General features: G+C 61.2%; 24 protein-coding genes. 18 read left to right on the top strand and 6 right to left on the bottom strand.

The features are described 5' to 3' along the window. Positions 1 to 125: 125 nt before the first annotated feature. The 9 genes from P5540_04160 (at position 126) to P5540_04120 (ending at position 9021) form a co-directional block, all read left to right on the top strand. On the top strand, positions 126 to 1457 hold the full coding sequence (locus tag P5540_04160) for a Gfo/Idh/MocA family oxidoreductase (protein ID HRT63998.1): 1332 nt from the start codon (positions 126 to 128) through the stop codon (positions 1455 to 1457). A gap of 128 nt (positions 1458 to 1585) precedes the next feature. Continuing rightward, positions 1586 to 2272, top strand: coding sequence for a WbqC family protein (locus P5540_04155; protein ID HRT63997.1), 687 nt, complete (start codon positions 1586 to 1588; stop codon positions 2270 to 2272). Next, positions 2269 to 3249 (top strand): DegT/DnrJ/EryC1/StrS family aminotransferase, encoded by a 981-nt coding sequence (locus tag P5540_04150; GenBank protein ID HRT63996.1) that lies wholly within the window; start codon positions 2269 to 2271, stop codon positions 3247 to 3249. The genes P5540_04155 and P5540_04150 overlap by 4 nt, the downstream gene beginning before the upstream one ends. A 12-nt stretch (positions 3250 to 3261) precedes the next feature. Then, a complete protein-coding gene (locus P5540_04145) occupies positions 3262 to 4365 on the top strand; it encodes an MraY family glycosyltransferase (GenBank protein ID HRT63995.1) in 1104 nt (367 codons plus the stop codon). Then, on the top strand, positions 4362 to 5699 hold the full coding sequence (locus P5540_04140) for a glycosyl hydrolase family 28-related protein (protein ID HRT63994.1): 1338 nt from the start codon (positions 4362 to 4364) through the stop codon (positions 5697 to 5699). The genes P5540_04145 and P5540_04140 overlap by 4 nt, the downstream gene beginning before the upstream one ends. A gap of 165 nt (positions 5700 to 5864) precedes the next feature. Next, positions 5865 to 6380: a hypothetical protein gene (locus P5540_04135; GenBank protein ID HRT63993.1), complete on the top strand. Its 516-nt coding sequence runs from the start codon at positions 5865 to 5867 to the stop codon at positions 6378 to 6380. Positions 6381 to 6383: 3 nt separating this feature from the next. Beyond that, the gene (locus P5540_04130) at positions 6384 to 6881 is read left to right on the top strand and encodes a hypothetical protein (GenBank protein HRT63992.1); all 498 of its coding nucleotides are present in this window, start codon (positions 6384 to 6386) and stop codon (positions 6879 to 6881) included. Positions 6882 to 6997: 116 nt separating this feature from the next. Further along, complete coding sequence (locus P5540_04125; GenBank protein ID HRT63991.1) at positions 6998 to 7771, top strand: MBL fold metallo-hydrolase; 774 nt, start codon at positions 6998 to 7000, stop codon at positions 7769 to 7771. Continuing rightward, on the top strand, positions 7768 to 9021 hold the full coding sequence (locus P5540_04120) for a helix-turn-helix transcriptional regulator (protein ID HRT63990.1): 1254 nt from the start codon (positions 7768 to 7770) through the stop codon (positions 9019 to 9021). Before P5540_04125 ends, P5540_04120 begins: the two co-directional genes overlap by 4 nt. 158 nt (positions 9022 to 9179) lie before the next feature. Here P5540_04120 and P5540_04115 read toward each other — a convergent pair whose 3' ends face one another. From P5540_04115 to P5540_04100, 4 genes are all read right to left on the bottom strand, one after another. Next, the gene (locus P5540_04115; protein HRT63989.1) at positions 9180 to 9977 is read right to left on the bottom strand and encodes a hypothetical protein; all 798 of its coding nucleotides are present in this window, start codon (positions 9975 to 9977) and stop codon (positions 9180 to 9182) included. Positions 9978 to 10075: 98 nt separating this feature from the next. Next, on the bottom strand, positions 10076 to 11200 hold the full coding sequence (thiH, locus tag P5540_04110; protein HRT63988.1) for a 2-iminoacetate synthase ThiH: 1125 nt from the start codon (positions 11198 to 11200) through the stop codon (positions 10076 to 10078). Between the two features lie 200 nt (positions 11201 to 11400). After that, a complete protein-coding gene (locus tag P5540_04105) occupies positions 11401 to 12180 on the bottom strand; it encodes a thiazole synthase (protein ID HRT63987.1) in 780 nt (259 codons plus the stop codon). A gap of 48 nt (positions 12181 to 12228) precedes the next feature. Continuing rightward, positions 12229 to 12987, bottom strand: a complete 759-nt coding sequence (locus tag P5540_04100) for a HesA/MoeB/ThiF family protein (GenBank protein ID HRT63986.1) — start codon at positions 12985 to 12987, stop codon at positions 12229 to 12231. 250 nt (positions 12988 to 13237) lie between these two features. Between P5540_04100 and P5540_04095 the strand changes: the two genes are divergently transcribed. The 7 genes from P5540_04095 (at position 13238) to P5540_04065 (ending at position 20344) form a co-directional block, all read left to right on the top strand. Beyond that, entirely contained in the window at positions 13238 to 13807 is a 570-nt protein-coding gene (locus P5540_04095; protein HRT63985.1) for a 2-oxoacid:acceptor oxidoreductase family protein, read from the top strand. After that, positions 13794 to 14105: a 4Fe-4S binding protein gene (locus P5540_04090; GenBank protein HRT63984.1), complete on the top strand. Its 312-nt coding sequence runs from the start codon at positions 13794 to 13796 to the stop codon at positions 14103 to 14105. Before P5540_04095 ends, P5540_04090 begins: the two co-directional genes overlap by 14 nt. A gap of 6 nt (positions 14106 to 14111) precedes the next feature. Then, positions 14112 to 15332, top strand: a complete 1221-nt coding sequence (locus tag P5540_04085; GenBank protein ID HRT63983.1) for a transketolase C-terminal domain-containing protein — start codon at positions 14112 to 14114, stop codon at positions 15330 to 15332. 18 nt (positions 15333 to 15350) lie between these two features. Beyond that, on the top strand, positions 15351 to 16259 hold the full coding sequence (locus tag P5540_04080) for a thiamine pyrophosphate-dependent enzyme (GenBank protein ID HRT63982.1): 909 nt from the start codon (positions 15351 to 15353) through the stop codon (positions 16257 to 16259). Position 16260: 1 nt separating this feature from the next. Then, a complete protein-coding gene (locus P5540_04075; GenBank protein ID HRT63981.1) occupies positions 16261 to 17682 on the top strand; it encodes a hypothetical protein in 1422 nt (473 codons plus the stop codon). A 35-nt stretch (positions 17683 to 17717) separates the two neighbouring features. After that, the gene (locus P5540_04070) at positions 17718 to 19361 is read left to right on the top strand and encodes a pectate lyase (protein HRT63980.1); all 1644 of its coding nucleotides are present in this window, start codon (positions 17718 to 17720) and stop codon (positions 19359 to 19361) included. Positions 19362 to 19504: 143 nt separating this feature from the next. Continuing rightward, positions 19505 to 20344 carry a sugar phosphate isomerase/epimerase family protein gene (locus P5540_04065; protein HRT63979.1) on the top strand — a complete coding sequence of 280 codons (840 nt, stop codon included), beginning with the start codon at positions 19505 to 19507 and terminating at the stop codon, positions 20342 to 20344. Here the strand turns inward: P5540_04065 and P5540_04060 are convergent. Next, positions 20326 to 21048: a DUF2161 family putative PD-(D/E)XK-type phosphodiesterase gene (locus tag P5540_04060; protein HRT63978.1), complete on the bottom strand. Its 723-nt coding sequence runs from the start codon at positions 21046 to 21048 to the stop codon at positions 20326 to 20328. The two genes, P5540_04065 and P5540_04060, sit on opposite strands and share 19 nt — an antisense overlap. A 161-nt stretch (positions 21049 to 21209) precedes the next feature. Between P5540_04060 and P5540_04055 the strand changes: the two genes are divergently transcribed. After that, entirely contained in the window at positions 21210 to 21767 is a 558-nt protein-coding gene (locus P5540_04055) for an EF-hand domain-containing protein (protein HRT63977.1), read from the top strand. 1042 nt (positions 21768 to 22809) lie between these two features. On the opposite strand, the gene P5540_04050 is transcribed toward P5540_04055, so the two are convergent. After that, a complete protein-coding gene (locus P5540_04050; protein ID HRT63976.1) occupies positions 22810 to 24126 on the bottom strand; it encodes a glycosyltransferase in 1317 nt (438 codons plus the stop codon). A 184-nt stretch (positions 24127 to 24310) separates the two neighbouring features. On the opposite strand from P5540_04050, the gene fusA reads away from it, so the two are divergent. Next, positions 24311 to 26347, top strand: coding sequence for an elongation factor G (fusA, locus tag P5540_04045; GenBank protein HRT63975.1), 2037 nt, complete (start codon positions 24311 to 24313; stop codon positions 26345 to 26347). The last annotated feature ends 5 nt before the right edge of the window (positions 26348 to 26352 follow it).

Raw genomic sequence — 26352 nt, 5'->3', positions numbered from 1 at the left:
GCGCCCCATCATCATATAGGCGGCAATCCCTTTTCAACATGCCGCGCGGGGGCTGATAGCGAAAACGGCGTTCCGCATGGTATTGTCATGGGAAACGAGAAGCCAAACCGCCGAAAGGACGCCTCATGGACACGAAATCCGTTTCGCGCCGTTCATTTCTGAAACGGACGGCCGGCGCCGCCGCCGTCTTCACCATTGTGCCGAGGCATGTGATTGCCAAGTCCGGCAAGACGCCTCCATCCGACAGGCCCCATATCGCGTCGGTGGGCGCGGGCGGACAAGCCGGGCACGACATCGCCGCCGTGTCGCGATGGGCGGACATCGTCGCGTTGTGCGACGTGGACGACGAGCGCGGCGCGGAATCCTTCAACAAGTTTCCCGACGCGCGCCGGTACAAGGACTTCCGCGTCATGCTCGACAAGGAAGCCGGGAACATTGACGGCGTGATTGTGGGAACGCCGGATCACACCCATGCCGTCGCGGCCTTGGCGGCCATGGAACTCGGCAAGGCGGTCTATGTCGAGAAACCGATGGCGCATAGCATTTACGAAACGCGAAAACTCGCGGAGGCCGGGCGCAGGCACAAGGTCGTCACGCAAATGGGCAACCAGGGGCATTCGTTCCTTGGCTGCCGCATGACCAAGGCGTGGATTGAAGACGGCGCCATCGGGGACGTGACCGAAGTCCTATGTTGGACAAACCGCCCCATCTGGCCGCAAGGCATGGAACGTCCCGCCGAAACCATGCCGGTTCCGCCCTCATTGGATTGGGACTTGTGGCTCGGACCGGCCCCCTTCCGCCCGTATCACCGCGCATACGCCCCGCGAAACTGGCGCGGATGGTGGGATTTCGGCACGGGCGCGCTCGGCGACATGGGCTGCCACATCATGGACGCGGCCCATTGGATACTCGACCTCGGCGCGCCCGCGCGCATCACCGCCGAGAGTTCCGGCGTGAACAATGAATCCGCGCCCGCGTGGTCCGTCATCCGCTACGAATTTCCCAAACGCGGCAAGATGCCGCCCTTGACCCTCACGTGGCACGACGGCGGCAAGATGCCGCCGCGCCCCCCCGAACTCGAGGAGGGACGGCGCATGGGCGACGACGACGGGGGATCGCTGTTCGTCGGAACAAAAGGCAAAATCATGACCGGCACGTACGGCAATGGCGGACGCCTTATCCCGGAATCCGCCATGAAGGATTACAAACCGTCCAAACAGGATTTCGATCGGCCCGCCGGACACCACCAGAACTGGATTGATTCGATCAAGTCGGGCAAGCCCGCCGTGTCGAACTTCGATTATGCCAGCGGCCTGACCGAACTCGTTCTCCTCGGCAATCTCGCCCTACGCGCCCAACAACCCATCGAATGGGATGCCGCGCACATGAAGGCCAAGAACCTGCCGGAAGCGGATCCGTGGATCAACGGTTCGTACCGCGACGGATGGAAAGTGTGACCGTGCACACCATCAATGCATGGGTGATAGGAACATGATGGACGCAATGGACAGTATCTTTCGGATCCCGGTTTCGCGTTACCGTCGCGATCGCCATCCTTTTGCCCTCAGCCTTCAGTCTTTCGATCATGCGCGTTAGCATCCATCAACCGCATTATCTGCCGTGGCTGCGCTACTTCGACAAGATCGCGCGCAGCGACGTGTTCATTGTTTTGGACACGATTCAGTACAACAAGAACGGCTGGCAAAACCGGAACCGCATCAAGACCGCCCACGGTCCGTTGCTGTTGACGGTTCCCGTGTTTGATCGCTTCGGTCAATCCCTCGACGACGTCCGCATTGACAATGAGATACCGTGGGCGCGCAAACACCTGCGATCCATCGAACAGGCGTACCGCGGCGCCCCTTTCTTCGCGGAACACGCCGCATTTCTGCACGATGTGTACCAAAGGGACTGGACCCGCCTGAACGATCTCAATTTTTACATGCTCGGCTATTTCCTTGCGGCGCTGGGCATCCGCACGCGGATACTCCGCGCGTCGGAACTCCATGTGCCGGGAACGGCCACGGAGCGCCTCGTCCAACTTGTCCGCGCCGCCGGCGGCGACCGTTATTTCAGCGGCGCGTATGCGGTCGGCGCCTATTTGGACGCCTCGTTGTTTGCAAACGCGGGCATCGTCCTCGAATGGCAGCAATGGACCGCGCCCGTGTATCCGCAACGATACGGCCCCTTTGAACCGGACCTGTCCATCATCGATCTGCTTTTCAACTGTGGTCCGCAGTCGCTCGACATTCTCCTGGGAGGCCGCGCATGATTCCGCACAGCAAACCCTTTCTGGGCATTGAAGAACAAGAGGCCGCCGCGCGTGTGTTGGCGTCGGGTCACATCGCGGAGGGGGAGGAAACGGCCGCGTTCGAACGCGAATGCGCCGCGTTCTGCGGACGGCGTTACGGGATTGCCGTCAGCAGCGGCACGGCGGCGTTGCATCTGGCCCTCGGCGCACTGGGGGTGGGCACGGGCGATTCGGTGGCGATGCCTTCGTATGTCTGCGCGGCGTTGTTGACGGCCGTGCGGCTTCAGGGCGCGGCCGCGATCCTCTGCGATGTGGACGACCATCTGGGAATTGATCCGTCCGCCGTGCCCGCCCGATGCGCCGCGGCAATCGTCGCGCACCTGTTCGGCGCGCGCGCGCGGATACCCCGGCACGAAGCCGTCGTTGAAGATATTGCGCAACGGTTTGACGGCACAACCGGACGCGCGGCACGGATTGCCGTGACGTCCTTCTATGCCACGAAACTCATGACCACCGGCGAGGGCGGCATGGTTCTTACCGATGACGAGGGAATCGCGGCCCATGTCCGCGACCGGCGCAGTTACGACAACCGCGATGATTTCGTTGCACGGTATCCCTACAAAATGACCGACCTGCAGGCGGCCATCGGGCGGGTCCAACTGCGTCGCCTTCCGGCGTTTCTCGAACGGCGCCGGCGGATCGCGGCGGCGTACAACGAGGCCTTCGCCGATCTGCCCTTGCGCCTGCCGGACCTGTCGGATCACGCCTGTTTCCGCTATGTGGTCGCGACACCGCGGCGCGCCGCGCTCGAAGCGCACTTGAAAAAATGCGGCATCGAAGCCAAGCGCCCCGTGTATCGCCCCGCCCATCATTATCTTGGCGGCGTGTACCCGAACGCGGAACGCGCCCATGAGGAAATCCTGTCGCTGCCACTCTATCCCGCGCTGATCGATGCCGAAATCGGGCATGTGATAGAATCGGTGCGTCGTTTTTTCTGAACGGATCGTCCAATGCACTGGCTGACTTACTGGCCTTCGACCTATCTTCAAGTATTTGCCACGGCGTTCGTCTTGAGCGCGGCGTGCATGCCAATCGCCATTTTTCTCCTCCGGCGTTTCAACATCATGGACGCGGTCGCCGCCAACAAGATTCACGAGCGGCCCGTTCCACGCGGCGGCGGGATCGTCATTTTCTTTGCGTTCGCGGTGGCGGTGATGTGGCCGGGATACCGTAGCCATCCCTTCAACGGCGTGATGATCGGCGCGTTTCTTTGTCTGGTTTTGGGTGGTTTGGACGATCTCACCGGCGGGAAAATCCCCGGATTCTGGAAACTGCTGATGCTGGCGGCCGTCACGCTCATCCTGCATCGCTACGGGGTCCGCCTGAATCTGTTCCATTCGCGCGCGCTGGATCTGCTCTTCACGCTCGTGTGGATTGTCGGCGTGACCAGCGCGTTCAACGGGACCGACAATATGGACGGACTCGCGGGCGGCATCGCGATCATCGTCTCCGCCGCCTATCTCTTTATCGCCGTGCAGGCATGGCTCGTCACGCGCACCGAAACCAGCCTGGCATGGTTCGGCATGCTGGCGGCGGGGTTGATTGGCGCCAACCTCGGTTTTCTGCTGTTCAACTTCAAGCCGGCCCGGATATTCATGGGCGATTCCGGCAGTTTCTTTCTCGGATTCATGCTGGCCGCGCTGGGCGTCATGGGCGAATGGACCGAAAACCGGATCGTGTCGTGCCTCGTGCCGATCCTGATTCTCGGCGTGCCGCTGTTCGATTTCGCCTACATCATCGTGGCCCGCATTCTGAAAGGCGAGACGCGAACCGTCGTGGCCGTGATCAACCATTGCGCGCCCGATCACCTCTCGCACCGCCTTACCTGGATGGGTTTCACGCAACGCCAGACCGTCCTCGTCATCTACCTGATTGCCGTGGCGCTCGCCGCCTCCGGCGTACTCGTCCGAAACAGCAGCAACCTGCTCGACAGCGCCCTCGGCATCGTGCAGGGCCTTGCGATACTGGCGATCGTTGTGATACTCATGGCCATCGGCAACCGGCAGCGTGAAACGCAACGCACAACAACGGAACAACGAAAGGACGGCAAATGATCTGGTGGGCGGCCATGGTCGCGGGCGCAAGCCTGCTCGCGGGAGGCACGGACAGGAACGGCAATTCCACGTGGAACGTAATGGATTTTGGGGCGATGCCGGATGGGACTTCGGACAACACGGCCGCATTCCAGAAGGCATTGGACGCCGCGGGCGCGGCCAACGGCGGCGTGGTCACGGTTCCGACCGGACGTTTCCGTTTCGACGGCTCGCTGACGGTCCCGAAGGAAGTGGCGTTGCGCGGGGTCTATTCCTACGCGCCCGCCCATGCCGGCATCCGCGACAACAGTCCGGAGAAGCCGGTCTATGGGACGGTTCTCATGCCGTACGCCAACGCGGGCGTGCCCGACGGGCCGCCGTTCATCCTCCTCCAGTCGAACAGTGTGCTGCAGGGCGTGTGCATCTTCTACCCGGATCAGAAACCCGACGCGGCGCCGCCGACCGCCTATCCCTACGCCGTGGCCCTGCGGGGAAACAATCCCGCGATCATGGACTGCGAACTGCTGAACCCCTTCAACGCGATCGACGCGAGCCGGAACCAGCGCGCGCTGATCCGCAACATACACGGCCAGCCCCTTCATGTCGGCGTGTTCATTGACCTCATCTACGACATCGGCCGCCTCGAAAACGTACACTGGAACCCGTGGTGGTCCATGCAGAAGGACCTGTTCGAATGGCAGAAATCCAACGGCATCGCATTCATCTTCGGCAAAACCGATTGGCATTATGTGCTCAATACCTTCTGCTTCGGCTACAACGTGGGCTACAAATTCATAGACACCAAGGCCGGCGCAACCAACGGCAATTTCCTCGGCATCGGCGCGGACGACTGCCGCACTTCCGTCGTGATCGAACAAAGCGCGCCCATGGGCATTCTAATCACCAACGGCGAATTCGTCTCGATTGACGGCCCCGACCCGACGATGGTGCGCGTCGCGGACACGAACACCGGAACCGTCCGGTTCGTCAACTGCGCATTTTGGGGTCCCGCCAACCGCAATGCCGTCATCGGCGGCAACGGGACCATCGGATTCAGCGACTGCACCTTCGTGAATTGGGCCTGTCACAACAAGCCTTTTTATTCCATCGAAGCCACAGGGGGATCGATCCTCGTCCGGGGCTGCGAATTCAAGGAGAACAAGCCGCAAATCAGCATCGGACCCGGCGTCAAGCGCGCCGTTGTCACCGACAATCTCCTCGTGGGCGAAAAGCGCATCGCCAACAAGGCCAAAGGCCGCGCGATCATTGACAACAACGTCGTGTTGGATCTGTCCGTGAAAGCCGCGGGGGAAAAACCCGCCCGCACCCGGAAAACCCCGCGAAATTCTTTCTGACATCCTGAATCCGCGATCTTCGAGCGCGCGGAAGCGCGAACAGAGTGGTGCTTCGATACGTTGTCGAAATAACCGGGGCACGGGGCCGCAAACGGGCATTTTGCATTCATTTTTTTTCTACTGTACCATCGGCCTGCTTTGTTTGAATGCCTTGGAGACATGCCCTTGATCAACACGGTTGAAAGCGTTGCCGCGGCCGCCGCGTTGTTCCCCGTCCAGGCAGCAAGCCATATTGTTCTGTTTCGCCGATACGGCGGCAGTCCGATGTACATTCATCTGTTGCCGGCTGCGCTCCTCCATGCGTTTGTGTGGTTATTGGCGGTGGCATGGCGGAGCGGCGGCATGCCCAACGCGGCCCAGACGATTGCAGGGGTTTCCCTGATAGGGTTTCTTTGTCTGTCGTATGCCCAGGTCTTTTCGCTCACCATTCGCGGCTTCTCGCTTCGGATTCTGGTGGACATTCACGAGCGCGGCCCACTGACTGTGGAACAGATTATGGCGGGATACAGTGAAGGACGCGGACTGGACTGGATGTTCGAAAAGCGCTTGGCCGGACTGGAATCCGTGGGCATGATCCGGCGCGGGGAAGGCTCCACCATCGCGCTGCGTCCCTTGGGCCTGTGCGCGGGGCTGATGGGTCTGTGGACCAAGCGGCTGTTGAACATGGGACCGGGGGGCTGAGTCATGACGGCGATCACTGTCGCCATCGGAATCGCCGGATGGGCGGTTTTCCTGCTGGTCCATTTGATCGTGTGGCGCTTGTTGCCGCCTTCGGGCAAGAATGTCGCGACGCTTGCGATGGCCGCGTGCGCCGGATATGGCGTGGCCGCATTCGGGGCAGGTCTGCACGACGTTTCATGGGGTTCGCATGCACCCGTATCCGCACCCGTCTTCCTGTTTCTCGCGGTGTTGTATTTTCACTTCTACTTCGGCGTGGATCGATCGGTTTCGGTGAGAACGCTGGGCGCCCTTGCCCGTTCCCCGAAACATTGCCTGACGTTGGCCGAGTTGGAAAACGCCTACCCGAAGGAAGAAATGATCCATCGCAGGTTGGGCATCATGGTCGAATACGGATGGATCGTCGAAACGGATGGCCGGTTCGACTGCTCGGGCAAGGGTCGTCTTCTCGCCCGAATCGCGCGGATTGGCCGGCGCATATACGGTCTTGACGCCACGGGTTGATGGGCCGGTCATGGCTGTCCCGCCGGCCGGATGTTCGATGACCGCCCGGCAGGGAGAAATGCGTCCGGATATGGTAAGATCCGCCGAATGACATTTGTGGCAGGGAGTCGTGTTTCGTGCTTCGTTTTTCATTGCTGGGCAGCGGCAGCGGCGGCAATGCCTTGCTGGTTGCGACGGATCGGGCCAAAGTGCTGATTGATTGCGGCCTGACGTTCAAACAGTTGAACCTGCGCGCGCAGGCGGTGGGCGAGTCGCTGGACGGCTTGCGGGCCGTGTTTATCACGCACGAGCACAATGATCATATCAAGGGCCTCGGCGTGCTGACGCGCCAATTGGGCGTGCCCGTTTTCATGACGGCCGGCACGCGGGCGGGCCTGCCGCCGGAACTCGGCGGGTTGGCGTCCATCGAGACATTCGATGCGGGCGATCGCTTCCGGATCAACGGGATGGAGATTGAAAGTTTCAGCATCTCACACGACGCCGTAGACCCGGTTAGTTACACGATCGAACATGCGGGCGCAAAACTCGGCATGGCAAGCGATCTCGGCCATGTCTCGCAATTGGTGCGCGCACGACTGCACGGTTCGCACGGCCTGATTCTGGAATCGAACCACTGTCCGGAAATGCTTTTGCGGGGGCCGTATCCGCCCGCCCTGAAACAACGCATACGCGGACGCCAGGGCCATCTCTCGAACGCGGAGATGAACAGCCTGTTGTCGAATTTGCTGCACGAGGGATTGCAAATTGTCCTGCTCGCGCATGTGAGCAAGGAAAACAACACGCCTGAACTGGCGCTGGGCATGGCGGCGAAAGTGCTCGAACGGCATGGCGCCCGGCTGGCGGTGGCGCGGCAGGACACGCCGACGCCGCTGTTCGAGATTCACGCATGAACGCCGCGGCGTTTGTGGCCTCCGGCGAAGTCCGGGCCTTGCTCGAACGCGCATCGCGCGCCGCGGGCACCGCGATGAGCGTGCACGATCATGGTGAAAAGGAAGATCCCGCGTGCATTTTTTCCCATGGCGCACGCGTCGCGTGCCGTTATGTAAACGCCCTCGAACGCGGCCATGCCCAGTGCAAACGGAATCGGCTGAAAGCGGAAACGAACGCCTTGCGGCGCGGCGCCGTCACGCCATTCATTTGCCACATGGGGTTTGCGTGCCTTTCTGCGCCGCTGCTCGAACCCGAATTCGGCATGGCCGTCACGATAGGCCCGTACTGTCCCTCTGAAGGCCTCGAGGCCCTCGAACCGGACGCTCGGCGCGGTCTGCGCGCCGTCGAAACCCATGATCGGGTCCAGTTGCCTTTTTCGTTGCGGGATATTCCCGCAACCTCGGCGACGGTTTTCCCGGCCATTCTTGCGTGGATGCGGGAAGGGTTGATGGCCTTGCGCACGACGTTGCAGCCGGCCGGCACGCCCGAGGATACTTCGCGGGAAGACAATGGCGCCGTCATGGAGCGGGCGCGCAAGCCGGTCCGTCAAGCCAGGGCCGATCCCTACCAGGCCGGCCCCATCGCCGCGGCCTTGGCCGGCGGCATGCCCGGCAAGGCGCGCGAATTGGCCATGGCGGCGCTGGCGGAAAGCCGGGCTCCGGCCCGCAAGCGCGCGCCTGCGCAACGCGCGCGCGCCATCGCCTTGGCCGCCGCGGCGCTGGAAGCATCCGAACAGGCGGGACTCGCGTGCGATGCGTGCTGGGATCGTTTCCCGGCGTTTATCGAGACCGTAAAAGCCGCCGGTACCGATCTGCGTCTCGCGGAAGCCGTGATGGAGTTGTTGGGCGCGCTCAAGCGCGAGACGGCCCGCGCCTTGCCGCAAGCGCCGGAGTATGCCGAACTGAACCGTCTGGTGATCGGCCGTCTCGAGGAAGGGATTACACTGGATGAAGTGGCCGCGGTTCTCGGCGTCCATCCGACCGCGATCACCCACCGGCTGCAGCGCCATTTCGGCATGTCGTTCAGCGAATATCTCGGACGTTTGCGGGTGGACAAGGCCAAGGAACTGTTGCGCCGCACCCAATTGTCCGCCGGCGACGTGGCCCGGCGCGTGGGTATTCGCGACGTGAGCAATTTCGGCAAATTGTTCCGGAAATTCGAAGGAATGACGCCCCTCGAATATCGGAATCAATTCGGGAGCCAAAAATGAGCCTATTCGATCGTCTTCGTTCGTGGTGGCTTCGAATGCGTTGTCCGGAAGAATTCCTCTGCGACCATTGCCGGTACGATCATCCTTCCGCTTGCAGCCATCCGGAACGGCCCAACGCCGTGCGGTGTCCCGATTATTCGCCCCGAAACCGGTAGGGGTTACGGATTCTGATCGAGCGCGAGGGGTTGTTCGTCCCGGACCCCTTCCTTGATTCGGTATGCCAGCACGGCGTAACTGTCGTTGCCGGCCCGGCTGAGACCGAAACATTCGAACGCGCCGTCCGGAATGCGTTGCGCGAAGCCCGACGCCAAATAGCGCTGGCCGCCCATCTGCACCGCGCTCTTTTCGCGCGAGGCAATCCGAGCGCTTCCCTCGATATATCCATACCCCCGCACCTCGGCAGCGCCCTTGGTGAGCTGCGCCACGAAATAGTATGTATCATTCTCGAAACGGACAATGGCCTGGCCGACCTGATTATCGCTGTCTCGATCCACCAAGACATAGCGTCCCTCCACGGTGTCATCCATTGTTTGACGGCCAATCGCGGACTCGGCTTCCTGCGGCGTGACGGGATGGGATTCGAGTTCGCGGGCAAGCTGCATGAACGGTGCGGCGGAAGCCCCCTGCCAAAATTGGTTCGGATCGCCGGTGTCGCCGAGGCTGGCGCGCGTCATGGCCTGCTCAATGCGCCCAAAATTGATCGCAACGAAAATAATGAGCAAGGCGCCCGCCACGCTCAATACTTTTGTTAAAAAAGACAGGCGTATGCCTTCGCCCGGTCCTTCGTCGCTCAGGGTTTCCACGCGCACGCGCCGCAGACGTTGATCGCGCAAGTTGTTGCCGCATGTCTTGCACAGCAACGTGTCTTCCGGATTGACCATCCCGCACTGCTCGCATACCGCGTCCGCGTCAATGCGCTCGATAGGCGCCTGTTGTCGAGGCCTTTCTTCGATCATGGCCGATCAGTTCCTCCTGCATGATTTTCGCATAATATCCCTTTATTGTCCAGTTATTTCTTTCGCCGTACCCCAATCCGAAAAGACGGCGCTGGACATCAGGCGGCGAAGAAAGCTCTGTCGAAATCTTTCCAAACCGGATCGTATCCGGCGGCGCGAATCGCCGCTACGACTTCTTCAGGCGTGCGGGAGTCCTGAACGGCAAATTGTTCGAGTGTTTCGTTGCCGCAGGTGGCGTATCCGCCCGGACGGGTAGACGATCCGGCGCTCATCATGGTAACGCCCAAGGGCGCAAGGGCGTCGCGGAACTCCGGTGATTCGCGGGTCGAAAGGGTGAACCCGCACTCGGGCAGGCACAGCCGCAACGCCAGGATCAGTTGGACCAAATCGGCGTCGCCGACCGGCGCGGGAATGTCGAACCGGGGCGGGGTGCTTCGCAACCGGGGAAACGAGAGGGCCACGGCGCTGCGCCAGCACGCCTTTTGCAGATGGCGCGCGTGAATGGCCATCCAAAACGCCTCGATCCGGCAATCGAACAATCCCAGAAGGACGCCAAGGTTCAAGCGGCGGACCCCGGCCTGCCCCGCACGTTCAAGCGCGCCCAATCGGTACATATAGTCGCTTTTTTCCCCTGCGGGATGGACGTGCGCGTAGGTGGGACGGTGGTATGTTTCCATATAGAGCGTGACGCCTTCGAGGCCACGTTCGCAAAGCGCGCCGTAGGCGTCGCGATCCATCGCAAACATCTCGATTGAAACGGACGGGAAAAAGTCGCGGGCGATGGCCACGGCTTCCCCGATATAGGACAACGGCGTAACATGCGGGGCCTCGCCGGTCAGCAGCAACACGCTGCGAAAACCGTGTTCGGCCAGCGCTTGGCATTCGGCGCGGATGGCGCCGGCATCGAGTGTAATCCGGCGTTGGCGCATGCCTGATTGCGCCGCAAAACCGCAATACAGGCAATCCGCGGCACATGCGTTCGACAGGTAAAGGGGCGCGTAGAGCGTAATGACGCGGCCAAACTGCCGGCGCGTAATGCGTTGCGCCTCCTGCGCCATGGGTTCGAGAAAGGCCTGCGCGCACGGGGAAAGCAGGGCGGCCAGATCTCGCAAACTGCGATTCTCCCGATGGATCGCCGCCTCGACATGGTGCGGCTGCATGTCGGCCATCAGGCCGGCCACGCGCTCCGCCGGCCACAAAGCCAGTTCGTCGGCCAAATCCATTGTTATCTCCACATGCTCTTTTTCAGTGTACTATGCGGCAACCATACGGTAAAGTTCCATGCCGGCGTGCGGAATCGCAATTGAACCCGGAATCGCCGGTTGAAAGCGGCTCATTCGTTCAAACGGTGGATGAATCGGACTCCGTGGACATCCGCCGTGAAGGGAAAATTTCCGGTTTTCCACGGTTTTTTCGGACCGCGTTACGTTTTTCGTAAAAATCCCGTCAATGGCGACGACGCGGCGGCGGCATCGCGGACGGGTCCCAGTCCGGAGCGATACGCCAGCCGCCCGGCTTCGGTGGCCATGGCAAATGCTTTCGCCATGGCGGCCGGGTCGGCGGCGTCGGACAACGCCGTATTGACCAGCACCGCATCCGCGCCCATTTCCATCGCTTCCGCCGCGTGCGAAGGAGCGCCCAGACCGGCGTCCACCACGACCGGCACGCCGGCCTGCTCGATAATGATGCGAATCAGATCCCGTGTGCGAAGTCCCCGGTTGCTGCCGATGGGGGCGCCCAGCGGCATCACCGTCGCGGCGCCGATTTCCTCAAGCCGCTTGGCCAGAATCGGGTCCGCTTGGATATAGGGCAGCACCACGAATCCCTCCCGCACCAAGATCTCCGCCGCGCGAAGGGTTTCGATCGGGTCGGGCAACAGGTAACGAGGCTCCGGCGTCAACTCCAGTTTCACCCACGGCTCCAGTCCCGAAGCGCGCGCCAGACGGGCCAGCCGCACGGCTTCGTCGGCGTTTCGCGCGCCCGATGTGTTCGGTAGAATCAGGCGTTTCGACCGGGCGACCACCGGCAGGATGCTGCCCTCGTCGGGATTCGACAGGTCCACGCGGCGCAACGCGACCGTCACTATTTCCGCGCCCGATGCCTCGAGCGCGCCTTCCAGCGCCTCCGCGGAAGCAAACTTGCCCGTGCCGATCATCAATCGCGAGGAAAACGCGCGCCCCGCGATTATCAGGGGATCATTCATGTTCACGATTCCATTTTATGGCCGACCAAAAGAGGGCGGCGGGGTTTCTCATGTCTTGTTCGCCGCGTCCCTGCATGGACACTCGTCCCGGGGGGGCAGCGGCAGGGTCCGAAACCGCATGACCGTACCATCCAGCGTGTGCAGGAGGGCGGCGCCGTCCGAACGCGGCGCCCATTGTCCGGCAAGATACCGAAGCGCTTCCAGCGCCTCGATGCCGCCGAAAATGCCGGGGACCGCGCCCAATATGCCAAACGGCGCCGGGGGCGCGGGCGGCTCCTCGGGCACTGCGCACCGGAGGCAGGCCGTCAGGCCGGGGCACACAAACATCATTTGCCCGCCCCATTCCGACACCCCCGCCGTGGTGAAAGGTTTCCGCAGCGCGACGCATGCGTCGTTCACGATGAATTTCGCGGCGAAATTGTCGCTTGCCTCGATGACCACGTCGTACGGACGCAGGATGTCCTGTGCGTTTTCCGCCGTCAGTCGTTCATAAATCCGTTCGATTCGGAGGTCCGGGTTCAACGCCGAAAGAGCCGCCGCGGCGGAGTCCACTTTGCTCGCGCCGATTCGATCGGTCGTGTGCAAGATCTGGCGCTGCAGATTGCTGACATCCACCACATCAAAATCCAGCAGGCCCAGCGTGCCCACGCCCGCCGCCGCCAGATAATACGCCGCCGGGCTGCCAAGGCCGCCCAGTCCGGCTATCAACACACGGGCGTGGAAACATCGCTCCTGGCCGGCTTCCCCAAAACCGGGAACCAGAATATTGCGCGCATACCGCGCCCGTTGTTGGTCCGAAAGACTCATTCAATCACCTTGGGGGGATCTTATCAGACGAACGCATGGGCCGCAATCAAGCGAGTTTTCCCTATCCGCTGGAAGGCTCGACATATCGTTGCGCCTTACGCGATCCGCTTACGTGCGGATTGTGGGCCTTCGGGCCTTCGATGGGAATTGCCAAACCCCTGTGGGTGTATGGCATAATAAAGGACTTATTGCGAACATGGCAGGAATGGAAGAGCAGGCGATGGCAGGCAGTGCGAAGTTAAGTGAAGGGCTGTGTGAGATTCGTTGGCATGGACGCGGGGGGCAAGGGGCGATTTCGTCGGCCCAGCTTCTGGCGCAGGCCGCCTACTATGGCGGATTTCGCGGCGTGACCTCCGCCCCGACCTTTGGCGCCGAACGGAGGGGCGCGCCGGTTACGGCCTCGACGCGGCTGTCGCTGGAGCCGTTGCGTTTCTTTTCCCAGATTGTAAATCCCGATATTGTAATCGTGTTGGATGATTCGTTGATGGAATGCGCCAACGCCACGGCCGGGCTTCGCCCGCGGGGTTGGCTGATTGTCAACACGACCAGAAGCCCCGGAGAATGGGGACTGAACGGGTTCAGGGTCGCGACGGCCGACGCGACGCGTATCGCCATCGAAAACGACTTGGAAGTGGCGGGTTCGGTCATTGTCAACACGGCGATGCTGGGCGCGTTTGCCCGGGCCACCCGGCTGGTGACCCTGGACAATATCCGCGAGGCCATCGGGCACAAATTCGCGCCGACCCTTGCCAAGAAAAATTTCGAGGCGGTGCGCATGACGTATGAGCAAACAAGGGTGGATGAACATGGGAACGCGTGAGTGCGAACACACGTCGGCCATGGCGACGCCGAGTTTCGGCGAGGCCGGCCGCACGGGCGACTGGCGGACGCAGCGGCCGGTCGTGGACAACACCAAGTGCATCCCCGCCAAGAACAATCGTCCCGGTTGTTTCAGTTGCTGGATGTATTGCCCGGAAGCGGTAATCAAACGGACGATTCCGATCGAAATCGATCTGGAATATTGCAAAGGATGTGGCATTTGCGCCGAGGAGTGCGTGTCGGGGGCCATTTCCATGGTTCCCGAAACCGGTTCCGACGCGCCAACGACGCGGGAGTAGACGGGCGTGGCAGTCAAGGAAACATCGCGGGTGGTGGTCATCACCGGCAACGAGGCCATGGCCATCGGCGCGCGGCTGTGCCGGGTTCAGGTCGTGGCGGCCTATCCCATTACGCCGCAGTCGCCGGTCACCGAGGCCTTGTCCCATTATGTCGAATCGGGCCAACTGGCCGCAGAGTATGTGACCGTCGAAAGCGAGCACAGCGCGCTGTCGGTGTGCATCGGCGCTTCGACGGTGGGCGCGCGGGCCTTCACGGCGACGAGCGCCAACGGCCTCGCCTACATGTGCGAGCAAATCCACTGGGTGGCGGGCGCCCGGCTGCCGATCGTCATGGGATGCGTGAACCGCGCCATGGCGGCCCCGTGGAACGTGTTGAACGACCAGCAGGACTCGATGTCGCAACGTGACGCGGGCTGGATTCAGATTTTCGCGCGCAACAACCAAGAAATCATTGACACGGTAATTCAGGCGTACCGCATCGCGGAATCGGTGTATGTGCCGGTCATGGTGTGTTACGACGGGTACCTGCTGTCGCATACGGTGATGCCGGTCGAAGTGCCTGATCAGGCCGATGTGGACCGGTTCCTGCCGCCGTACAAGCCGCATACCATCCTCGATCCGGCGGACCCGCGCAACCTGAACCAGGTGACGCTGGCCGATCCGCGCATGAACGCCGAAGGCACGCTCTGCCACGGCTATCTGGAACTGCGTTACCTCTTGCAGGAAGCGCTCGAAAAGGCGCCCGAAACCATTGTATCGGTCGGCGAAGAATACGAGCGGATGTTCGGCCGGAACTGGGGCGGAATGACGTGGGACTACCGCGCCGAAGACGCCGATGTGTTGCTGGTCGCGGCGGGCAGTCTGGCCAGCGAGGCGACGGTCGCGGTGGATGCATTGCGCGCGGAAGGCGTCGCGGCGGGCGTGCTGGGCATTCGTGTGTACCGGCCGTTTCCGCGCCAAGCCGTTGTCGAAAAATGCCGCTGCGCCAAACTTGCGGTGGTTTTCGACAAAAGCCTCAGTTATGGATACGAAGGGCCGATTGCCGCCGATTTGAAGGCGGCGCTCTATGGCAGCGAGTCAACGCCCGCCGTTCAGAGTTGTATATGCGGACTGGGCGGACGCGACGTGAAAGCCCCGGAACTTGCGGAAGCCGCGCGCGATGCAATGCACGATCAGACGACGGGCCTTGTTGGTCAAGGACTGCGCTGGATCAACTGCCGGATATAGAAACCGGGTAGGTGAACGATGGAAACGAGTTTGTTGAATTTGCCGGACGAAGAATACCTGCTTTCGGGCAACCGAACCTGTGCGGGTTGCGGTTTGGCGGTGGCTTTGCGTTACATTTCGAAGGCGCTGGAAGGCCAAGCGATCCTGGTGGTGCCGGCCAGTTGCCTGACCGTGCTGGGCGGGATGTATCCCGTATCGTCGGTCCGGATGCCGTGGCTCAATGTCGCGTTTCCGAGCACCGCGGCATCGGCTTCGGGCGTGGCGGCGGGACTGAAGGCGCTGGGCAAGACCGGCACGACCGTTGTGGCTTTTGCGGGCGATGGCGGCACGCTGGATATCGGCATCCAGGCATTGAGCGGCGCCGCCGAGCGCAACGCCGACATCCTCTACATCTGCTACGACAACGAAGCCTATATGAACACCGGTACCCAACGTTCGAGCGCCACGCCGATCCACGTCAAGACCGCGACAACGCCGATCCTCGGCAAGCAGCAGCACTCGAAGGACATGGTGCGGATCATGGAGGCGCACGGAATTCCCTACATTGCCACGGCCAGCCCGTCGTATCCCGCGGACTTGTTCGACAAGGTGCGCAAGGCCCGCGCCATTTCCGGCACGCGCTACATCCACATCTCGACACCATGTCCGCCCGGATGGGTATTCCCGACGACCGACACCATCAAAGTGGGACGTCTTGCCGTCGAAACCGGCGCGGTGGTCCTATATGAAATCGAAAACGGCGTTTTTCGCCTGACGAGCAAGAGCCGCACCATCGCCAAGCGAAACAAGCGCGCGCCGATCGAAACCTATTTCGCGGCCCAGAAACGGTTCGGCAAGCCCGATCCCGAACGTCTCGCCGAATTTCAGCAATGGGTGGATGCCCGCTGGGAAAATTACATGGCTCGTGCCGCCGAAAACGAGTCCTGACGTGGAAACGCAGAAAAAGAAGAAGGGATGCCTGCTTGTCTTCGCGCGGTGGTGCGCGCGTCTGTTTGTGTTATTCGTAGTGTTTCTAGGAGGGGCCTTCGGCGGCTTTTTTGCTCCGCAACTCTATCATCGCTTTTATTTGTTTCCGAAACAGGCGGAGGCGTGGAAGCAACTCGCGGCGCAACGAACCCCCGTGTCGCTCCAAACGGGCTGGCAGGAATATCGCGGGGTGATGCACAGCCATTCCGAGGTCTCGCACGACTCGGAGGTCACGTTTCCGGAAATCGTCCAGGCGCTGCACCAGGCAAAATGCCAATTCATTTTCATGACGGATCACGTCGTGGACGGCAAGGCGGATTATTCGCTCGGCTGGAAGGGTATTCACGACGGAATCCTCTTCGTGCGCGGGTTCGAGATGCGGGACGGGTTCATGCCGTGGGGGCTTCCGGACGACACCGTGTTTTCCAACAGCGAGGATCCGGCGGAACTGGCCAAAAAGATTCACCAACTCGGCGGTGTGCTGTGCCTCGGACATTGCGAGGCGGGGCGTCCGTGGCACATTCCCGAAATTGACGGCATGGAAATCTACAACATCCACACCGACCTCCTCGATGAAATGATGGAAAAGCATTCCCGGCTCGAGGTCGTCAAGGAACTCCTGATCAACATGTGGGCGTATCCCGAACAGACGCTCCGTTCGGTATTCGACTGGTGGGTGCTGGCGATGCTGGTGCAGAAATGGGACGAGCAAAACGTGCATCGCAAACTCACGGGCATCGCCGCCAACGACTGCCATCAGAACGTCGGCGCCCGTGGCATCTATACGGCGGAAGACTCGCTGCTGTTGCTGGATACCGGCCACAGCGATCCGAAGAAGAAGATCGCCGAGTTCAAGTTGAACGCCGTGACGCGGACGCTCCTGAAATTGTTTTTCGGGAAACTCGAAGCGGGCCAACAATTGTTCCGGATTGATATGGATCCGTATGAACGTTCGTCGCGATTCGTCAATACCCACCTGCTTGCCCAAGAATTGACCGAACCGGCCCTGCTCGACGCCGTCCGGACGGGGCGTGCTTTTGTGGCGTTCAACATGATCGCGGACGCCGGCGGGTTCGCCTATGTGGCGGAGGGCGGCGGACAGCGCGTGACAATGGGCGAACGCATCGCGTTGGCGCCCGGTCTCAAGTTGCGCGCCGAGGCGCCGCTGCCCTGCCGGTTCACGCTGGTGCGCGACGGCAATCGCGTGACCGAGCAGAGCGGCAGGACCTTCGAGTACGAAGTGACGGCCCCGGGCAAATACCGCATTCAAGCGGATGTGAGCGTTCCCGGCGAAATCGCCGTCGTCGGCGAACACTACGCCCGAAACATGGCCCCGTGGATTCTGACGAATCCGATCGAGGTAACGGCCCAAGCCGGGAACTGAACGGTCGTTTGCATGAACCGTGGGAGGCGTTTTTCATGCACGTGAAACACCTGTTGGGCTTCGCGGCGATTTTGTGCGCCTGCGCGGGAGAGGCAGGAAAAGCGGCCGCGTCCGAAATCGCTTCCGGCTGGCAGGCAACCGGCGAACGGACCGAATTCACGATAACCGACGGCGGTGAATGCGATACCATCACATCGGGCCGATGGCGGCTGTCGGGCGTGCTTGAAGTGCGGTTCGCCGGACGCATCGAACCGCACGAGAACACGGTTTGCCCGGTATTCGGAAAAGGCGTCGAGGCCCTTCAGGGGAAGTTCAACCAAATTCGGCTTCCGGAAGGTTGGCTGTGCGATGTGGAATACCGCCGCAAGCCCGCAAGCGTGATCCTGCGCCGATTTCGCCCGAATCGCGCCCCCGCCTTTCCCGGCGCGGAAGGCTTCGGCCAGTACACCCTCGGCGGACGCGGCGGACGCGTAATCGAGGTGACGAATCTCAACGACAACGGACCGGGAAGTTTCCGCGCGGCGTGCGAGGCCGAGGGACCGCGGACGGTGGTGTTCCGTGTTTCGGGCACGATCCCGCTCGAACGCGAATTGAAGATTCGGCACCCGTACATCACCATAGCCGGGCAGACGGCGCCGGGCGATGGAATCTGCATCAAAAACTACCAGTTCAATTTCGACACGCAACATATGATCGTCCGTTACATGCGGTTCCGTCCCGGCGACGAGAAACGTAAGGAACAGGATGCGTTCGGGGGCAACGGCGATCACATCATCGTGGACCACTGCTCGGTGAGTTGGGGCGTTGACGAAACGCTTTCCATCAACAAGGCCTCCAATGTGACGGTGCAGTGGTGCATGGTCACGGAAAGCCTCACGAAATCGCTCCACAAGAAGGGCTCGCACGGTTACGGCGGGTTGTGGGGCGGTCCGGGCGCGTCGTTCCACCACAACATCCTGGCGCACCATTCGAGCCGGAATCCGCGCGCCTCCGGCAACGAGGAATCCGGCCTGCTCGATCTGCGGAACAACGTCATCTACAACTGGGGCTTCAACAGCGCGTACGGAGGCGAACGGTGGCCCCGCAACTGGATCAACAATTACTACAAATTCGGCCCCGCCACCTCGGAGAATGTTCGCGATCGCATCTTTCTTCAGAAAGATCCCCGAGGGAAAATGTATTGCGCGGGGAATTATGTGTGGGGATTCCCCCTTGTTTCGAAAGACAATTGGGCCGGCGGCATTGATTTCGCCGAAGACGGCGAAGCCACCGAACAGACATTGCGCGCGCATGAACCGTACGTCGTGGCGCCGGTCAAGACCCAATCGGCAAAGCGCGCATACAAGCGGGTGCTGCGCGAGGCGGGTTGTTCGATCAGGCGCGACGCGGTGGATGCGCGCATCATCGAGGAAATCCGGACAGGGACTGCCCGTTACGGCGAAACCTACGGCGGCGGCGGCAAAGGCCTGATAGACTCCCAGACGGCCGTGGGCGGCTGGCCCGAACTCCGTTCGCTTCCCGCACCGGACGATTCCGATCACGACGGCATGCCCGACACTTGGGAACGCCGCCATGGACTGAATCCACAGGATCCGGCCGACGGCGCCCAAGATTCCGACGGCAACGGCTATACGAATCTCGAAGATTATCTTTGCCGCATGGCGAATTTTCGACCGTGACTTGTCAGACCGAAAACCGCCCCCTGTATTGGAGAATGATCGGTTGCGTCCGCTACTCGCATCAATTCGCGATTGAAATGCCGTTTTCAGGATAATGGCACGCGCGGCCTCTTTGTGTTGCAATTGTTGGGAACCCAAAAAATATGACAACCATAACCGATAAAGACGCGCCGCCGGACCTGCGCCGGTTGTGCGTGCATACGATGACGGTGAAACGCTGGTCCTTGGCGGAGGCCATCGAAGGCTTTACCGCGGCCGGAATTCCCGGCATCACGGTTTGGCGGCAGCATCTCGAACCCCAGGGAGCCGTGGTATCCGGGCGGATGCTTCGCGATTCCGGGCTTCGTGTGGCCAGTCTGTGCCGGGGAGGATTTTTCCCCGCGCGCACCGCCGCCGAACGCGAGAAAGCCATCGCGGACAACCTCCGCGCCGTTGACGAAGCGGCGGCCATTGGTGCGCCGCTCGTGGTCTTGGTCAGCGGAGCCGTCCCGGGCCTCCCGCTCGAAGAAGCGCGTGGGCAAATTGCCGATGGAATTGCCGCCGTCGTGCCCCATGCGGAAGCGGCGGGTGTGCGTCTGGGCATCGAGCCGCTGCATCCGATGTACGCGGGCGACCGTTGCGCCGTCAACACGCTGAGACAGGCAAACGACATCGCGGAACGCCTTGCGACGCCGGTTGTGGGCGTGACGGTGGACGTTTATCACCTGTGGTGGGATCCGGATCTCGAGGCGGAAATCCGCCGCGCCGGGCCGCGCATTTTATCGTTTCACGTCTGCGACTGGCGGTGTCCCACGCGCGATCTGCTGAACGATCGCGGACTGATGGGGGAAGGCTGCATTCCAATTCGCCGGATTCGCCGTTGGGTCGAGGAAACCGGATACGACGGCGCCATCGAAGTCGAAATCTTCTCCGACGAACTCTGGGCCGAAGATCCCCGCGCGTTGCTCGAACGGATTAAAACCGCCTATCGCGCATTCGTCTGAATTCGGCGGCGGTAATGATCCGCCAGTTCGGGATAGGCCATGAGGTCTTCGCCGCCGCGCGCCGTAAGCCGGTAGACGCCGCGTTCCACGCGCTCGAACCAGCCGTAGAAATTGCCGGCGAGGATGGACAACGTCTTCGGCCCCGTTCCCATGGCGCGCAATGTTTTGGGCGACAGGGGCCCGCATTCCGCGAGACAACAGGCGATATGGATGGCGTTTTCGCGGTACGCGGTAATCAGGCGGCGCCGGACCGAGCCGCCTTCGTTGAAATCGCCGGATCGGCCCGACATCTCGTCGAGGATGGCGCGTTTTGCCTTCTTCAGGCGTTTGCGTTCGTAGGGAAGGGGATGAAACGCAATTTCGACGGCAGGTCTGGGGCCGCCAGGATTCACGAGCAACAAACCCAGTTCGAGACGGCGCAGCAGATGGCAGATCCCGCGCCAGCGTTTCGTGCGAAGCCCTTCCGGCGGACGCGGCACGGCCACATACACCGAATCCGCCGCGCGCTGGCGTTGCGCGGCCTGAATCAGAAGCGCCGTGTTGAATTCACGCTTGAACTCCACGGCCAGCAAATCGTCTCCCCGCGTGGCCGTGAGATCGCAACCCTTGACCTCGCCGCGCACGACATACCCCCGCGCAACGAGATAATCCCGCACGGGACCGTACAGTTCGCGTTCGGATTGTATGATGGAATGTCGCGGCATCGTCGGTTACTTTGTTCCCGGGATCTTGTTCTTTCCAGTCATCGGCATCGTCTCGGAATCGGACATGCGCGTCATCATAGCCCCGCGGGCGTAAAAAGTACAGGGAACCTTGCCGCGTTCCCGGTGTTTGACAGAATGAACAAAAACGAAAGGGACTTGACATGAACAAGACGATCATTGCCGTATGTATGGGAATTTTTCTGGTGGCCGGCGCCGTATGGGCGCAAGATCCCGCCCCGGCCGCTCCCGCCGCCCCGGCGGCGCCGCCCAAAGCCGGGCATCTCCGGGGTCCGGGAGGTCCCCATCCAATGCTCGATATGTTGAGGAAGGCCGATGCCGACAAGGACGGCAAGGCCACGTTCGAAGAGATGAAAGCCGCCCGCCCGGAAATCACCAAGGAACGCTTCGACATGATGGACCGTAACAAGGACGGCGTGTTGAGCGCCGCCGATTTTCCAAGCCCGGCCGAAGCGTTCAAGGAAGCCGACAAGGACGCCAACGGCAAGGTGACGTTCGAGGAATTGCAGGCTGCCCGGCCCCGCATGACCAAGGAACGCTTCGACATGATGGACGCGAACAAGGACGGCGTGTTGACGCTCGACGAGATGCGCATGGGTCCGCGCCCCGGCATGGGCCGCGGACCGGGTCTTGGCCACCGTCAAGGCCCGCCACCCGCGAAGCCCGAACAGGCGCCGCCGGCGGAACCGCCGAAAAAGTAACCGTGGCGCCGTTCGCCAGGGCCTTTTAAGGAAAATACTGCTCTATCGTCCCCTTGAAGATCGGACGGGGACGCTTCTCGGCATCTGGAACGAAGCGTCCCCGTATTCTTTTTCTTTCTGGAAACGGATGGATTTTCGTCATTCGTTTACAGGGGTGGCGCCCTGCAATCCGGACCTTCTTACCAGTATGAAATTTGTGACCGGAGTCCGTTGGGATGATTGTCCCGCAGGCTCTAAGCGCCCCGTCAAGGCGACATGAGGAGACGGAAAGGGCAACCGTATTGGCGCAATCAGAATGGAGGAGGCGCATTTGCGGGGCGGATGCGCAAACATGCACGCGCGGGTACGGCAAGAGAAACAAACCCGGCTGGTTTTCAACCGTTATGCCGGGCTGCAAGGTCTTTCAAAAAATACGGAGGAGCCGGATGATCCAACAATGACATGTGAAACATGTTCACGGTCTGTGCTGTAATACAACGCACAACAGGCGAAAGGATTTGAGCGGTTGACAAAACAGGCCGCCTTTTTATTCCTCACCATTTTTCTTCCGTGCCCGGTTGGGGCCGTGGTCCCGGAATCCCTTCCGCCCGTACCGCCTTTCAGTCGCCCGGCGGTCGTGGCGAGGAAACCCGCAGCCGTGGGTTCGCACCCACGGCTATTGACATCGCACCCTTTCGGGGTCTCCCGCCGTCTACTTGCCGGTTCGCTGGCATCCGCGTGCAGTTCAAGTACGGTAAAACCGGAAGAGCCAGAAATCTTGGCGTCTTGGCGTCTTGGCGTGAGAACGAGGATTCACGCAAAGACGCGAAGGCGCAAAGAAAGGATGCGGTATGACGGAGAATGAGATAGCGACGCTTCGACCGGCGCAGGCACCCAGCATGGCAAGGGTATTTGCCATGCACGTCTGCGTGATTCGGCCTTCCGACTGTCGGCTTTTGGGAGGATACGGATTCCGTATGTGTGGCAATGCCTTCGGCCTTGGCCGCGACGGCTTGATCGGCGTCGAAGGTTGCCCGTTCCACGCCCAGGATGCTCGCGTTGTTCAGACCGGCGGCCGTCTTGTCGAGCCTGCGAGGCGGTTTGCGCGGTCGAATTGTATTTGCGCTTGATCGTGTTGGCCGAGCGATTCGAGCGCCATTCCGAGCGCGCGGTAGGTAAGGGGGTCTTCCGAATCGAGCCTCAGGGATTCGACCAATGTCCGCATGGCTTGCGCGACAGCCCCTGGATCCGCCGCACTGTTCAGCACTTTTCGCGCTTCTTCGCGCAACTCGTGCGCGCGGACCCGATTCCGAAGCTCAGACAAGACCGGAGCAATGGCCAGCGATTCAAGAAGGCGCGCGCGCGCCGAACCGAATTCGCCGCGGAGGTCGTCCACACGGGCAAGATAGAGCCGGGAGGGGATGTCTTTTGGGCATTCTTGCGCAATGCTTTCAAGTCTCGCGCGCGCCTCGTCGAGCCGGCCTTGCCTGCACGCAATCGCCCCCAGCGCGGTGGCAATATGCGGCGCGCGGCAGCCTTGCCCTTCCATCCTCTCGAAAAGCGTCCGCGCCGCGTCCAGATCGCCGCGATTGAGCAGAATGTTTCCGAGCATGGTTGCGGCGGGAAGATGCATGGGATCGAGTTCGAGCGCCTTGCGGGCCGCTTCTTCGGCGACGGCGGCCTCGCCGACAGCGAACGCCTGCTCGGCCAAATCATGCCATGTTTTGGGATTTTCGGGTTGGCGCGCGGATTTGGCCAGCGCGATCGCATAATAGCGCCGGCGCTTTTTTCCCATCTTTTCGGGATTCGTTTCAAAACCGTAATGATGGATGACAATGGTTGAAGGTTTGATTATGCCCTTCTTTTCAACGACGCTTTCCGTGATGTTTTCATGGACGGGCTCCCGGTATTCGAACCCGCATCCGTTGCGAAACAGCCGGAGCAGCGGAACCGGCAAATAGCCCGCGAAACCGCGCGCGAACGGATCGCCGGGTTCGACAGCCATGAACCGCCACGAACGGATGTCGTTCGAGTAATTGCGCAGCGTCACCTCGATGGCGTCGGCGCCGTCGCCGTCCGCCCGCATCAAGGCCCGAATCCTTTCCGCGCCGGACGGATCGAGGACTTCGTCCGCATCAATATGGAGTACCCAATCGGCTGTCGCGACCGCCAGCGCCTCATTTCGCGCGGCGGCAAAATCGTCGCGCCAGGGAACATGCAGAATGCGCGCCTTGAATCGCCGGGCAACCGAGACGGTGTCGTCGGTCGAACCGGTGTCGGCCACAACGACTTCATCCGCCAAGGCGCAAACGCTTGCGAGGCATTCGCCAAGGCAATCCGCCTCGTTTTTCACAATCATCACAATGCTCAGGGAGGCCACAGCGCGTCTCCGGGCTTCATTTGAGGGACGGGACGAAAAAATAGTATACTTTTACCTTCGATTGTGGCAATGCGTGATGGATAAATCCGTCCCGCCGGAATGATACCGGCGGGCAATTTGATCCTCGCAACAACCCGGATCCAAGTGCAGACTCGAACAGGACGGTTTTGGAGGAAAGAACGAAATGGCGAACATGGATGCCAGTAAAGTGCGGAACGTGGGCATATTGGGGCATGGCGGCGCAGGCAAGACCATGCTCATCGAGCATATCCTGCACAAGGCCGGCAAAACGAGCCGCATCGGCCGAATTGCCGACGGCAACACGGCGGGCGATTATCTCGACGAGGAAAAAGAACGCCAGCAGACCATCTGCATGAAACTGATGCACGTGGACTGGAAAGGATCGCGCATCCATCTTGTGGATCATCCCGGCTATGTGGATTTTCTCGGGGAAGTCGCGGCTTCGACGCCGCTGGTGGACGGCATCATCATCGTCATTGACGCGACGACCGGCGTGCAGGTCGGCACGGACAACGCCTTCAAGTACGCTGAAAAATACGGCACGCCACGCGCATTCTTCATAAACAAGATTGACCGTGACAACGTGGATTTCGACGCGGTCGTGGAAAGCATCCGCAAGTTCTACGGGTTGCAATGCGTCCCCTTGGTCATTCCGGTCGGCCTTTCGGCGTCATTGACGGGCGTGGTGAACATCCTGTCCGGTGAAAACGCCGCGGTGGCGGATCAAATCGAGACCTTGAAGGCAGGCATGATGGACGTCGTGGCCGAGTCCGACGACGCGTTGCTTGAGCAGTATCTTGAAACGGGCACGTTGACTTCCGAGCAATTCACCCAAGGGCTTCAGCGGGGCATTACTTCCGGCAAGATTGTCCCCATTTTGGCCGGCAGCGTTGAAAAGGACATCGGCATCGAAGAATTGATGGATGTCGTGGCCCATTCGTTCCCTTCGCCCTTGGAACGCCGATTTGTGGCGAAAAATCCGGATGGAACCGAGGTTGAAATCGTTCCTGACGTGAACGGTCCTTTCGTGGGGCAGGTCTTTCGCAGCATCGTGGACCCGTTTGTGGGGCAATTGACGCTGTTCCGCGTCATCAGCGGAACGCTGAAGTCGGATTCCGAATTTTACAACGTCACGACACAGACCAAGGAACGCACCGGGAAACTGTTCTTTCTCTGCGGCAAGGAACAAACCCAGACGCCGGAAGTCATCCCCGGCGATCTGGCGGCCATGGCCAAACTCAAGAACACGCATTTCGGCGACACCATAGCCGCGTCCGGCGTGAAATATGAGTTGCCGAAGCATCCCCTGCCCAATTCGATGGTGAAACTGGCCATCTACCCCAAGTCGCGTTCCGACGAGGACAAACTTGGCGAAGCCCTGAACCGGCTAGCCGAAGAGGATCCGACGTTTTCGCATTACCGCGACAAGGACACGCAGGAACACGTGGTTCGCGGCATGGGCGATCTCCAACTTGAAATTTTCCTCGATCGCATGAAACGCAAGTACGGCGTCGAATGCGAAACCCGAACGCCGAAGGTTGCCTATCGCGAGACGGTCCGGGGCAAGGCCGAGGTCCAAGGCAAGCACAAGAAACAGACGGGCGGGCATGGCCAATACGGCGATGTCCACCTGCGCATATCACCGAACGAACGCGGCGGCGGCTACCAATTCATTGACAGCATCGTGGGAGGCGTCGTGCCGCGCCAGTACATTCCCGCCGTGGACAAGGGTTGTATCGAGGCGTTGCAGCGCGGCGTCATCGCGGGATTTCCCGTCGTGGACATCATCGTCGAACTCTTTTTCGGATCATACCACGAAGTAGACTCGTCCGAAATGGCGTTCAAGATCGCCGCCTCGATCGCCATCCAAAAGGGCGTCAAGGAAGCGCGGCCCTGTCTGCTCGAACCGATCATGGAAATCGCGGTCACGGTGCCCGAGGACTACATGGGCGACATCACCGGCGACCTGAACAGCCGCCGCGGCCGCATTCTCGGCATGGAATCCGGCGGACCGGGCAAACAGATCATCCGCGCCAACGTTCCCGAGGCCGAAATTCTGCGGTATTCGACGGATCTGCGCAGCATGACCGGCGGACGCGGCTCGTACGATCTCACGTTCAGCCACTACGACGAAGTGCCCGAACATGTCGCCTCCGGCCTGATTGCGGCCTATGAAAAGGCGCGCGCCGCCGGAGAGTAATGTGT

This window comes from Candidatus Hydrogenedentota bacterium (genome assembly GCA_035450225.1).
In the GTDB taxonomy this organism is placed as follows: domain Bacteria; phylum Hydrogenedentota; class Hydrogenedentia; order Hydrogenedentales; family SLHB01; genus DSVR01.
Note: the sequence above shows the minus strand (reverse complement) of the source record. Positions and strands in the feature narration are given on the sequence as shown.

Coding starts and splice junctions, on each gene's coding strand:
- P5540_04160 (HRT63998.1), top strand. CDS start 126: ATGGACACGAAATCCGTTTCGCGCCGTTCATTTCTGAAACGGACGGCC.
- P5540_04155 (HRT63997.1), top strand. CDS start 1,586: ATGCGCGTTAGCATCCATCAACCGCATTATCTGCCGTGGCTGCGCTAC.
- P5540_04150 (HRT63996.1), top strand. CDS start 2,269: ATGATTCCGCACAGCAAACCCTTTCTGGGCATTGAAGAACAAGAGGCC.
- P5540_04145 (HRT63995.1), top strand. CDS start 3,262: ATGCACTGGCTGACTTACTGGCCTTCGACCTATCTTCAAGTATTTGCC.
- P5540_04140 (HRT63994.1), top strand. CDS start 4,362: ATGATCTGGTGGGCGGCCATGGTCGCGGGCGCAAGCCTGCTCGCGGGA.
- P5540_04130 (HRT63992.1), top strand. CDS start 6,384: ATGACGGCGATCACTGTCGCCATCGGAATCGCCGGATGGGCGGTTTTC.
- P5540_04120 (HRT63990.1), top strand. CDS start 7,768: ATGAACGCCGCGGCGTTTGTGGCCTCCGGCGAAGTCCGGGCCTTGCTC.
- P5540_04115 (HRT63989.1), bottom strand. CDS start 9,977: ATGATCGAAGAAAGGCCTCGACAACAGGCGCCTATCGAGCGCATTGAC.
- thiH (HRT63988.1), bottom strand. CDS start 11,200: ATGGATTTGGCCGACGAACTGGCTTTGTGGCCGGCGGAGCGCGTGGCC.
- P5540_04105 (HRT63987.1), bottom strand. CDS start 12,180: ATGAATGATCCCCTGATAATCGCGGGGCGCGCGTTTTCCTCGCGATTG.
- P5540_04100 (HRT63986.1), bottom strand. CDS start 12,987: ATGAGTCTTTCGGACCAACAACGGGCGCGGTATGCGCGCAATATTCTG.
- P5540_04090 (HRT63984.1), top strand. CDS start 13,794: ATGGGAACGCGTGAGTGCGAACACACGTCGGCCATGGCGACGCCGAGT.
- P5540_04080 (HRT63982.1), top strand. CDS start 15,351: ATGGAAACGAGTTTGTTGAATTTGCCGGACGAAGAATACCTGCTTTCG.
- P5540_04070 (HRT63980.1), top strand. CDS start 17,718: ATGCACGTGAAACACCTGTTGGGCTTCGCGGCGATTTTGTGCGCCTGC.
- P5540_04065 (HRT63979.1), top strand. CDS start 19,505: ATGACAACCATAACCGATAAAGACGCGCCGCCGGACCTGCGCCGGTTG.
- P5540_04060 (HRT63978.1), bottom strand. CDS start 21,048: ATGCCGCGACATTCCATCATACAATCCGAACGCGAACTGTACGGTCCC.
- P5540_04055 (HRT63977.1), top strand. CDS start 21,210: ATGAACAAGACGATCATTGCCGTATGTATGGGAATTTTTCTGGTGGCC.
- fusA (HRT63975.1), top strand. CDS start 24,311: ATGGCGAACATGGATGCCAGTAAAGTGCGGAACGTGGGCATATTGGGG.